Origin of the sequence: Rhodococcus sp. 11-3, assembly GCF_023704055.1 — a bacterium.
Lineage (GTDB): Bacteria > Actinomycetota > Actinomycetes > Mycobacteriales > Mycobacteriaceae > Rhodococcus > Rhodococcus aetherivorans.
This window is the reverse complement of sequence record NZ_CP080406.1, coordinates 3,105,814-3,116,324: the sequence shown is the minus strand read 5'-3', so window position 1 is coordinate 3,116,324 and position 10,511 is coordinate 3,105,814. Positions and strand designations below refer to the sequence as shown.

The following is a 10,511-nucleotide window of genomic DNA, read 5'->3' as shown; positions in this document are numbered from 1 at the left end:
AGGTGAGTGCAAGCGAGTTCGCCGAGACCCCGGAACCGGACGTGCCGACCCTGCGTGACCCGGTGCTGGTCGCCGCGTTCGAAGGGTGGAACGACGCCGGGGACGCGGCCAGCGGCGCCGTCGAACACCTCGAGCTCATCTGGGACGCCGAACCGTTCGCCGAACTGGACTCCGAGGACTACTACGACTACCAGGTCAACCGCCCCATGGTGCGTCTCGTCGACGGCGTCACCCGCGAGATCGAATGGCCCGCCACCCGCCTGTCGGTGTGCTCGCCCCCCGGCAGCGACCGCGACGTGGTGCTGCTGCGCGGCATCGAACCCAACATGCGCTGGCGCAGCTTCTGCGACGCCATCATCGAGCTCGCCGACGAGATCGGCGTGCACACCGTCCTCATCCTCGGCGCCCTGCTCGCCGACACCCCGCACACCCGGCCCGTCCCCGTCACCGGCACCGCCTACAGCACCGACGCCGCCAAACGCTTCAACCTGGAAGGTTCCCGGTACGAGGGCCCCACCGGCATCGCCGGGGTCCTGCAGGATGCGTGTGTCCGCGCCGGCGTGCCCGCCGTGTCGTTCTGGGCCGCCGTCCCCCACTACGTGTCGCAGCCCCCCAACCCCAAGGCCACCGTCGCGCTGCTGCGCCGTGTCGAGGACGTCCTCGACCTCGAGGTGCCTCTCGGCGAACTGCCGATCCTCGCCGAGGAGTGGGAACAGACCGTCACCGCGATGACGGAGGACGACGAGGAGATCGCCGAATACGTGCGGGCCCTCGAGGAACGCGGCGACGCCGAATCCGACATCTCCGAGGTCATCGCCAAGATCGACGGCGACGCCCTCGCCGCCGAATTCGAACGCTACCTGCGGCGACGGGGCCCCGGCGGCTTCACCCAGTGAGCGCGGCACGCGCCTCGCTGCAGCGTGCCGCCCTCTACGCCGGAGGATTCCTCGGACCCTTCGGCGGTGGAGTCGTGGCGTCCGTGCTGCCGGAGATCGGCGCGGCCACCGGCGTGAGCGCCGGCGCGGCCGCGAGCACGCTCACCGCGTACCTCGGGCCGTTCGCGCTGACCATGCTCGTCTCCGGCACCCTCGGGGCACGGTGGGGACGGGTCCGCACCGTCCGCACGGCGTACATCGCCTACACCTGCGCGTCGCTGGCGTCCGCGCTCGCCCCCACCCTCGGGCTGCTGCTCGCGTCCCGCGCGTTGCAGGGCGTCGCCAACGCCTTCACCACCCCGCTGCTGCTTGCCGCGCTCGCCGCGATCGTGCCGCGGGCGCGGCTGGGCCGCGCCCTGGGCCTGTTCGGGGCGATGCAGGCCGCCGGGCAGACCTCGGCCCCGCTCGTCGGGGGCCTGGCCGCCGAGGTCGACTGGCGGTGGGCGTTCGTCGTGATCGCCGCCGCCGCCGCCGTCCTCGCCGTGATCGGGCTGCCCGAACAGCTGACCGCCCCCACCGGAGAGCCGCCGCCGCGGCTGCGCGACGCGCTGCGCCCCGACGTGTTGCGCATCGGTGTCGTCGCACTGCTCGGCTGGGGCGCCCTCGGCGGCCTGAACTTCCTGCTCGCCTTCCGCGCCGAGGACGTCTTCGGCCTGGCCCCCACCCAGCGGGGCCTGCTCCTGACCGGATTCGGGGTCGCCGGCATCCTCACCGCCCGCCGCGTCGGCACCCTCATCGACCGCATCGGCGCCCGCCGCACCGTCCTGCTCGGCGCACTCGCCGGCGCCGCCCTCGTCGTCGTCGCCGGCACCGCCGGACTGCTGTGGCTGGTCGCGGCCGCCTGGTTCGTCGCCGGCATCGCCTCGCAGTGCGTGCTCGTCGGTGTCAACGCCGCGGTCCTCGGCGCCCGGGGCCGCAACCGCGGCGGCGCCGTCTCCGTGGTGCAGGCCTTCCGGTTCTCCGGCGGCGCCGTCGCCCCGCTGGCGCTGACGCCGCTCTATGCCGCGGCGCCGGTCGCGAGCTTCGTCGTGCCCGCCCTCGTGCTCGCCGTCGTCGCCCCGCTGGCGATGCCACGCCGCGACACCGCCCCCGGCTGACACCCCCACCCCGGCGGCGGTGAGCACTTCCTGACCGCCGCGTAACCCCGGTGCCGCCGATCCGTCACCGCCCCCGGCAACCCTGGACGCATGACCCCAACCGCGTCGCACCCCTACGGCCCGCGCCGACGGCTGCTCGTCGTCGGCAACGGCATGGCCGGCGCCCGCACCGTCGAGGAGATCCTCGCGCGCGGCGGCCGGGACCAGTTCGAGATCACGATGATCGGCGACGAGCCGTACGGCAACTACAACCGGATCATGCTCTCCCACGTGCTGGCCGGCCAGGCCGACGTCGACGACGCCGAACTCGTCCTCAACCCCATGAGCTGGTACCGGGAGAACGGAGTCACACTCCACGCCGGCGACCGCGCGACCCACCTCGACCGGTTCGGCAAGGTCGTCACGTGCGAATCCGGCCGGCAGGTCCCCTATGACCTGCTCGTCGTCGCGACCGGGTCGAACACCTTCTTCCCCAACATGGACGGCCTGCGCGAACCCGACGGCCGGCTCGGCCGCGGCGTCTTCGGCTTCCGCACCCTCGCCGACACCAACGGCATGCTGCAGATGGCCGACGCCCACGACGACGTCCGCGCCGTCGTCGTCGGCGGCGGCCTGCTCGGCCTCGAAGCCGCCTACGGGCTGCGCACCCAGGGCCTGACCGTCACCGTGGTGCACTCGCCCACCCACCTGATGAACCAGCAACTCGACGAACGCGGCGGCCGGGTGCTGCGCACCGAGATCGAGAAGCTCGGCATCACCGTCCACACCGGTACCCGCACCACCGCCGTCCTGCGCGACGACCACAGCCGGGTCACCGGCGTGCAGTTCGCCGACGGCACCGTCGTCGACACCGACATGGTCGTGGTCACCGCCGGCATCCGCCCCAACACCGAATTCGCCCGTGCCGGCGGCATCGTCGTCGAACGCGGCATCGTCGTCGACGACCAGATGCGCTGCGAAGAGGAGTCGAGCATCTACGCCGTCGGCGAGTGCGCCCAGCACCGCGGCGAGGTGTACGGCCTCGTCGCCCCGGTATGGGAGCAGGCGGTCGTCCTCGCCGAGCACCTCACCGGTGCGAATGCGCACGCCGCCTACCAGGGATCCCGCACCAGCACCAAGCTCAAGGTCGCCGGCATCGACGTCGCCTCGATGGGGGTCAAGGAACCCGAGCACGAGGACGACGAGTTCGTCCAGTTCTACGATCCGCGCAGCGGCATCTACAAGAGCATCGTCGTGCGCGACGGCCGGCTGGTCGGCGCGATGCTGCTCGGCGACGTGAGCAAGGCCGCCACCCTCGCCCAGGCCTTCGACGGCAAGCTCGAGATCCCGGCGGACCGCGCGGTGCTGCTGTTCGACCTCGGCGACCCGCAGGGCGCCGACGTCGCCGCCGATCTGCCGGACGAGACCCAGGTGTGCAACTGCAACGGCGTCAGCAAGGGCGACATCGTCGCGTGCGTCCACGACGGCGCCGACACCCTCGTGCAGGTGTGCGCCCGCACCCGCGCCGGGAAGGGCTGCGGCTCGTGCAAGGGCCTGGTCGCCGACATCGTCGCCTGCGCCGCCGGCGGCGCCCTCGCCGAGGACCCCGCCGCGAACTGGTACGTGCCGTGCATCCCGCTCGCCAAACCGGACCTGATCGCCGAGATCCGCCGCCGCGACCTGCGCGCGGTCTCCCAGGTCTTCGCCGAACTCGCCACCGGCGGTCGCGAGGATGCCACTGCCAAGATGCCGCTCGCGTCGCTGCTGCGTACCGTGTGGGGCCCCGACTGGGTCGACGAACGGGGTGCGCTGTTCATCAACGACCGTGTCCATGCCAACATCCAGCGCGACGGCACCTTCTCCGTGGTGCCGCAGATGAAGGGCGGGGTCACCACCCCGGACCAGCTGCGCCGCATCGCCGACGTCGCCGACAAGTACGGCGTGCCCATGGTCAAGGTCACCGGCGGCCAACGCATCGACCTGCTCGGCATCCGCAAGGAGGACCTGCCCAAGGTGTGGGCCGACCTGGACATGCCCTCCGGATACGCCTACGGCAAGAGCTTCCGCACCGTCAAGACCTGTGTCGGCAGCGACTTCTGCCGGTTCGGTCTCGGCGACTCGACCGCCCTCGGCATCGCGCTCGAGGAGCGCTTCCAGGGGCTCGAGACACCCGCCAAGCTGAAACTCGCCGTGGCCGGATGCCCCCGCAACTGCTCGGAGGCGCTGTGCAAGGACTTCGGCGTCGTCGCGGTCGGCGACGGCCGCTGGGAGATCTACGTCGGCGGCGCCGCCGGCGCCCACGTCCGCAAGGGCGACCTGCTCGCCACCGTCGGCTCCGGCGAAGAAGTCCTCGCCCTCGCCGGCCGGTTCATCCAGCACTACCGCGAGAACGCCAAGTGGCTCGAACGGACCTACGACTTCGTGCCCCGCATCGGCATCGACCGGCTCCAGGCACTGCTGGTCCGAGACGAGGAGGACATCGTGACCGGACTCGACGAACGCGTCGCCACGGCCGTGGCGGGATACCGGGACCCCTGGCTCGAACGGACCACCCCGAAGTCGCCGGCGCAGTTCAGCCCCGCGCTGCCGTTGCTCCCGCTGCCGCAGGTGCCGGTCCGATGACCACGACCGAAAGCCGGACCACCGCAATGGAGTACGCGGTCGGCGCGTTGACCGACCTGACCCCGGGCGAAGGCCGCACGTACACGGTGGGCGGACGGCAGATCGCCGTGTTCCTGCTCGGCGACGGCGCCGTCCGAGCCCTGGACGCGGTGTGCCCGCACCGGGGCGGACCGCTCGCCGACGGACAGATCGACGACGACCTCGTCGTATGCCCCCTGCACCAGTACGCGTTCGTGTTCGACACCGGCCGATGCACCGCGCCCGGCATCGACCCGGTCCGCACCTACCCGGCGCGCGTGCACGACGGGCGGATCGTCGTCACCGTCGGGTGAGCGAGGGGTGGCTGTCGCGCCACCAGCAGAACACGTACAGCGTCAGAGCCGCGACGAGGGCGGTGACCACCCACATGGTCACCGCCACGTCGACCCACGACCCGATCGGCGGTGAGCCCGGCAGGATGCCCCGCAGCGGCACCACCGCGAACAGCATCGCCGCCATCCACGCCAGCATGTCGGTCTCCACCGCGCGGCGCCGCCGGAACGTCTGTACCGCGACGAACGCGGCCAGGACCGCGAGGACAACCATCATCAGCAGCAGGATCGCCGCGTACACGAGAGTGCCTCCGGTGCGCGTGAACACCACCTCGGTGCCGTCGACGCCATCGGGAAAGCCGAGCTCCGGAGCGGCGACGACGGTCCCCTGGTCGATCGCCCACCCGTCGATGCGGCCGTCGATCAACACGTCCGATGGCACCGGTTCTCGCTCCGACCCCTCCCCCACATCGGCCTCCACGACGACCGGCGTGACATCGAAGGTGTCGAACGGCCAGCGGATCGCCTGGCCGCGCGCAAGCAGTTCCACCGGGTAGCCGACGGGCACGGAATGGGCCGGGAAGAACAACTCCGACTGTGAGACGGCCGGCACGAGCAACACACTCAGCGGCACGGCGAGCGTGGCCCCGTTCGCATCGAGAAACGAGTCCCCGGGATAGATGGTGACCTCCGCATGCACCCGGTCGACCGTCGGCTGCAGCGACTTCATCGTCACCACCACGAGCACCGAGTCGGCATCGACGTCCACCGGCCGCCATTCCCGCGACTCGTGCGTGCTCACCCCGAACAGGATGAGTACGCCCAGGTATGCGGTCGTCACCGCCACCGCGAGCGACACCAGCAGAGTCCGGCGAGACGGGCGATTCGGACGTGGCGCAGGCATTCCCGGACTGTAGCCCGCTGGGCCGCTGCCGACTCGTTTGTTCTTGGCGTATTTGGGTGCGGTTTTGTTGTGAAGTGAGGGTGATTTCGGTATTTGTTTTATTTCCGTCAGACTCAGAATATGGATACTACAAAGCGCCAGTCGAGAGCAGGAACCCTCGACTCACCCCAGCCGGCGGCCCTACCCTCTCCTCACGCGTCCGTTCCGCCGTTCCGTCTCCCCCGATCGAATCGGGTTGCCCTCCGGATCAAGATGTCGTGGTGGGGTGCGTGTCGCGGTCTCCTCTCCTGGCCTGGTCGGCCGGATGGCGGTGTGTTCGTGAATTGAAGAGCTTCCGTGTCGTACCGATTACCTATTGTGAAGACATGACAGCATCCGCCCAGCCCACAGAACCGGTCGACAGCGCGCTGGGGCCCCGCCCGGAGCGCCCCATCGACATCTACCGTCGCTCGATCGCCGTGGTGGAAGCGTGTCTGCCCCTGGGCTGGACTGCCACGTCCGACCGCCCCCGCTCCCCTGCCGCCCCCGAGCGCATCCTCGTGACCGCACCCGACGGCGAGTCGGTGTCGTACGCCGTCATCGCGTCCCGCGGAGTGCTCAGCGGGGACGTCGCGCGCATCGCCGCCGAACTGTCCGAGTCCGACCGGGGATTCGTGTGCGCGCACTACCTTTCCGATCCGGTGCGGCGCCAGCTCGACCAGCACGGCATCTCGTACTCCGACGCGACCGGAAATCTCACGCTCGTCGCGTCCCGGCCGGCGATCTGGGTGCGCAACCGGGGCGCCGACGCCGACCCGTGGCGCGGGCCCGGCCGTCCGTCGGGCGTGCTCACCGGTGAACCGTCCGAGCGAGTCGTCCGGGCACTTGCCGACTTCACCGGCGAGATGTCGGTGCCGGAACTGATCCGGCTGTCGGGCGCCTCCACCGGCGCCACCTACCGTGTCGTCGAGGTACTCGGGGAGCGGGAGCTGATCCGCCGCATTCCGCGCGGTCCGATCACCATGGTGCACTGGGAGAAGATGCTGCGAGCCTGGGCAGCGGACCGCAAACCCTGTACCACAAGGGGGTTCGCCGCACCGGACGGCGTCGGCACCGTACGGGCCGATCTCTCCGAACCGCTCGACCTGAGCTATGCGATCACCGGCCTCGGCGCCACCGACTACGCGGCCGCCGATCTTCTCGAGGTGTACGCCGACGACCCGGATGCGTTCGCCCAGGCACTCGGTCTGCGCCCCGTCGATCGCGGAGCCGACGTCGTGGTGGCCACGCCGTGGTCGTCGGTGGTGTTCGAGCGGATGCAGCGGCGCGACGGCCTGCGCTTCGCGGCACCGTCCCAGGTCTATGCAGACCTGCTGGCCGGACCGTTCCGCAACCTGAACGCCGCCGAACACCTACTGGCGGCGCTCACCGCCGACCAGAGCGCCTGGCGCCGACCCGTCGGTCGCACCTGACCGCGGTCAGAGGCCCAGCGTGGTGACGGCATTGCCGACGAGTCCGGCGTGCTGGCGGCTGTAGAGCGCCACCATCCGCTCGTCGGAATGCCCCGTCTGCGTCATGATCGTCTGAGTCGTGGCTCCGTTGCGGACGGCTTGGGTGACGAACCCGGCGCGCAGGCTGTGCCCGCCGAGCGTGGCGACCACCTCGGCGGCGAACCCGGCCTGCCGCGCCCGCCGCTGGATCATCGAGTGCACCGACTGCCCGCTCAGGGCACCGCTCCCGACGGCACCGGTGCGGTGGATCGTGCGGAACAGGGGCCGCTCGGCACGCCCCTCCCCCGGCGCCACACCGCGGCAGCAGTGCTCGTCGCCGGCGGCACGATCGTCGGTCAACAGCTCCCGGACCGCCGCCCCACCGTCCGCGTCCCACACGTCGAGCACCTCGCGCCAGCGCCGGTAGGCGCACACCGGACAGGTCCGCGGATCGCGGCCGTACGGAAGCGTGACGGTGCGTCCGCGCGCGTCGCGGTCCGCCTTCGATCGGCGGATCGTCACGTACAGCCCGTCGGACCGATGGGCGACGACGTCGGAGGTGGTGAGGGCGGACAGCTCCGACCGCCGCATCGCGCCGGCCAGTCCGAGCAGCAGCAGGGCGGAGTCGCGGCGCTCGGCTACGCGGTCCGGCCACTCGGTGGCGCCGGCGCGCATCGCTCCGACGATCGCACGGATGTCGTCGGTGAGCAGTGGGGTGCGGCGTGCCGGGGGCGTCGCACGGGTCCGCCGGATGCCGCGCACCACGTCGCGCACCGCCTCGTGGTGTCCCGGTTTCGGCAGGCCCGCGAGGGCGTGCACCTTGTTGATCGTCGCGACCCACCGCGCGAGGGTCGACGGGGCGTAGGCCCAGCGCCCGTCGGGTCGAAGCTCGCCCGCCTTCTCGGTCAGGTACCAGCCCACGAGTTCGGGTGGCGCCGGTAGCGGCACGTGGCCCACGGCGTCGCACCACCGGGCGAACTTGCTCCAGTCGCTGGTCAAGGCCGCTCGGGTGTTGTCCGACGCGGCCTTGGCTCGGAGTCGGCGCATCGCCTCCTCCACCCCGGCGGGAAGTACCGGCGTGGAGATCGACGCCTCGAGGGACGCGTTGCCCGGCAACTGATTCGTCACGGTGACACCACTCCTCATGCCGAGTCGACCGCCTTCGCGGAACGGACGATACGCGCCTCGGCCGGAAACCCCGCCTCGGCGACGCCGATCAGCGCGGCGCGCCCGGCTCGGGCGCGCCGCGCGAGGGACCGGTCCGTTGCGGTTCACACGCCGCAGCGGGGGTCACCCTCCGCGGGTTCGGGCACGCGCGCTTGCGACCGGGCCGGGAACCGTTCCCGGTAGGCGTCGACCGCCCGGCGGGTCTCCTCGGCGACCAGGTCGGCGTTGATCTGGGCAGCGGCGGCCGCGCCCGCCGCTGCGGCCGCGCCGACCTGGGCGGCCGGATCGGTGACGTTTCCCGCCACCCACACTCCGGGGACGTCGGTGCGGGCGGTTGCATCCGCGGGGATGTGCTCTCCGACCCCGGCCGGGTGCTCCACGGCCCGCAGGCCGAGCGCCGCGAGGAAACCGGCGCGCGCCACCATCCGCGGTGCGACCACCAGCGCCTCCCGGGCGATCGTCCCGCCGTTGCTCAGCCGTACCCCGGTGAGGCGGTCGTCGACGATCTCCACGGCGGTCACCTCGCCGTCGACCACCCAGACGCCACGGGCGACCAGCTGCTCCGCCTGCTCGGCGGCAGGCGCCGGCGCGATGTGGGTGAAGAATGTGACGTCGGCGCTCCACTGCCGGAACAGCAGGGCCTGGTGCACCGACATGGGTCCGCTCGCCAGCACACCGATGGCCCGGTCGCGGACCTCCCAGCCGTGGCAGTACGGGCAGTGCAGCACATCTCGCCCCCAGCGCGCCCGCAGCCCGGGCACGTCGGGAAGCTCGTCGACCAGCCCGGTGGTCACCAGCAGCCGGCGGGCGCGGGTCACCCGGCCGTCGGACAGGGTCACCTCGAACCCGCTCTCGCGGCGGGTCACGGCGGTCACGTCCGCGTGCACCACGTCACCGCCGTAGCCGCGGACCTCGTCTCGGCCGCGGCCGAGCAGTTCGGCCGGCGGGATCCCGTCCCGGGCCAACAATCCGTGCACGCCCGCAGCCGGAGCGTTGCGTGGGGCGCCCGCATCGATGACGACCACCGACCGCCGCGCCCGGGCGAGCATCAGCCCCGCATTCAGCCCGGCAGCCCCGCCGCCGATCACCACCACGTCGTATTTGTTTCCGAGCAGATCGCTCATCTCGATCACCTCCACGACGACTATGCGAGCCGACGGGAAGAACCCGCAACGTTGTTTGCCGATATGGCAAAGCGTGGGGCATGGACGACCTCGACCGAGCGCTCGAGACGGTCGGGCCCCGGCTTCGCGCGCTGCCGCGCAAACGCGAGACCACGTTGGCCGATCTCTCGGCAGCGACGGGCATTTCAGTGAGCACCCTGTCCCGACTCGAGTCCGGCACCCGCCGACCGACGCGCGAACTGTTGCTGCCCCTGGCCCGCGTGCACGGGGTGATGCTCGACGAGCTGGTGGGCGCCCCACCGACCGGCGACCCGCGCATTCATCTGCGTCCGATCACTCGTCACGGCATGACCATGGTGCCGCTCACCCGGCGCGCCGGCGGCATCCAGGCGTACAAGCTGGTGATCCCCGCCGACAGCGGCCGCGGGGAACCGGATCGCCAGACCCCTGAGGGCTACGAGTGGCTCTACGTCCTCAACGGACGGCTGCGACTCGTCCTGGGTGAGGACGACCTGGTTCTCGTGCCCGGGGAGGCGGCCGAGTTCGACACTCGCGTGCCGCATTGGTTCGGCGCCGCCGATGCCGAACCGGTCGAGTTCCACAGCCTGTTCGGCAAGCAGGGCGAACGGGCGCACCTTCGTGCCCGACCGGCCTCGAAAATCGTTCCGCACCAGACTGATCCGTAGCCGGGCACCCGGTGCGCCCCGCCCCGGCGGTGGGCCAGGAAGGGCCGACGGGCCACCGCCGAGTCCGTCGCGGCACCCTCCCCACTTTTCGAACCCCCCGCACCCCTGACTCACCATAAGGGGGAGTTATGACGATCAAGCCAACCCATGCATATGTGCGTACCTCTGCCTCTCCCGAGCAACGATTGGACCGATTGCTCGTAACGTTTCGAGTTTC

The 10,511-nt window shown here is 71.4% G+C and carries 9 protein-coding genes; 6 read left to right on the top strand and 3 right to left on the bottom strand.

Annotated elements, in window-relative coordinates:
• Positions 1–2: 2 nt before the first annotated feature.
• The 4 genes from KZJ41_RS14830 (at position 3) to KZJ41_RS14815 (ending at position 4,965) form a co-directional block, all read left to right on the top strand.
• The gene (locus KZJ41_RS14830) at positions 3–896 is read left to right on the top strand and encodes a PAC2 family protein (protein ID WP_043801863.1); all 894 of its coding nucleotides are present in this window, start codon (positions 3–5) and stop codon (positions 894–896) included.
• Positions 893–2,032, top strand: a complete 1,140-nt coding sequence (locus KZJ41_RS14825; protein WP_251549258.1) for an MFS transporter — start codon at positions 893–895, stop codon at positions 2,030–2,032. Before KZJ41_RS14830 ends, KZJ41_RS14825 begins: the two co-directional genes overlap by 4 nt.
• A gap of 90 nt (positions 2,033–2,122) precedes the next feature.
• Entirely contained in the window at positions 2,123–4,633 is a 2,511-nt protein-coding gene (nirB, locus tag KZJ41_RS14820; RefSeq protein WP_050035254.1) for a nitrite reductase large subunit NirB, read from the top strand.
• A complete protein-coding gene (locus KZJ41_RS14815; RefSeq protein WP_006931155.1) occupies positions 4,630–4,965 on the top strand; it encodes a Rieske (2Fe-2S) protein in 336 nt (111 codons plus the stop codon). Before nirB ends, KZJ41_RS14815 begins: the two co-directional genes overlap by 4 nt.
• Here the strand turns inward: KZJ41_RS14815 and KZJ41_RS14810 are convergent.
• On the bottom strand, positions 4,952–5,848 hold the full coding sequence (locus KZJ41_RS14810) for a DUF4436 family protein (protein WP_251549257.1): 897 nt from the start codon (positions 5,846–5,848) through the stop codon (positions 4,952–4,954). The two genes, KZJ41_RS14815 and KZJ41_RS14810, sit on opposite strands and share 14 nt — an antisense overlap.
• A gap of 365 nt (positions 5,849–6,213) precedes the next feature.
• On the opposite strand from KZJ41_RS14810, the gene KZJ41_RS14805 reads away from it, so the two are divergent.
• Positions 6,214–7,299: a hypothetical protein gene (locus tag KZJ41_RS14805; RefSeq protein ID WP_029543732.1), complete on the top strand. Its 1,086-nt coding sequence runs from the start codon at positions 6,214–6,216 to the stop codon at positions 7,297–7,299.
• Between the two features lie 6 nt (positions 7,300–7,305).
• On the opposite strand, the gene KZJ41_RS14800 is transcribed toward KZJ41_RS14805, so the two are convergent.
• On the bottom strand, positions 7,306–8,364 hold the full coding sequence (locus KZJ41_RS14800; protein ID WP_202917443.1) for a tyrosine-type recombinase/integrase: 1,059 nt from the start codon (positions 8,362–8,364) through the stop codon (positions 7,306–7,308).
• Positions 8,365–8,588: 224 nt separating this feature from the next.
• Positions 8,589–9,608 (bottom strand): NAD(P)/FAD-dependent oxidoreductase, encoded by a 1,020-nt coding sequence (locus tag KZJ41_RS14795; protein ID WP_251549256.1) that lies wholly within the window; start codon positions 9,606–9,608, stop codon positions 8,589–8,591.
• A gap of 80 nt (positions 9,609–9,688) precedes the next feature.
• On the opposite strand from KZJ41_RS14795, the gene KZJ41_RS14790 reads away from it, so the two are divergent.
• On the top strand, positions 9,689–10,294 hold the full coding sequence (locus KZJ41_RS14790; RefSeq protein ID WP_065922553.1) for a helix-turn-helix domain-containing protein: 606 nt from the start codon (positions 9,689–9,691) through the stop codon (positions 10,292–10,294).
• Positions 10,295–10,511: the final 217 nt, after the last annotated feature.

Excerpts from the sequence above, each read along its gene's own strand:
- KZJ41_RS14815 (WP_006931155.1), top strand. The coding sequence starts at position 4,630 with ATGACCACGACCGAAAGCCGGACCACCGCAATGGAGTACGCGGTCGGC.
- KZJ41_RS14790 (WP_065922553.1), top strand. The coding sequence starts at position 9,689 with ATGGACGACCTCGACCGAGCGCTCGAGACGGTCGGGCCCCGGCTTCGC.
- KZJ41_RS14805 (WP_029543732.1), top strand. The coding sequence starts at position 6,214 with ATGACAGCATCCGCCCAGCCCACAGAACCGGTCGACAGCGCGCTGGGG.
- KZJ41_RS14800 (WP_202917443.1), bottom strand. The coding sequence starts at position 8,364 with ATGCGCCGACTCCGAGCCAAGGCCGCGTCGGACAACACCCGAGCGGCC.
- KZJ41_RS14795 (WP_251549256.1), bottom strand. The coding sequence starts at position 9,608 with ATGAGCGATCTGCTCGGAAACAAATACGACGTGGTGGTGATCGGCGGC.
- KZJ41_RS14810 (WP_251549257.1), bottom strand. The coding sequence starts at position 5,848 with ATGCCTGCGCCACGTCCGAATCGCCCGTCTCGCCGGACTCTGCTGGTG.
- nirB (WP_050035254.1), top strand. The coding sequence starts at position 2,123 with ATGACCCCAACCGCGTCGCACCCCTACGGCCCGCGCCGACGGCTGCTC.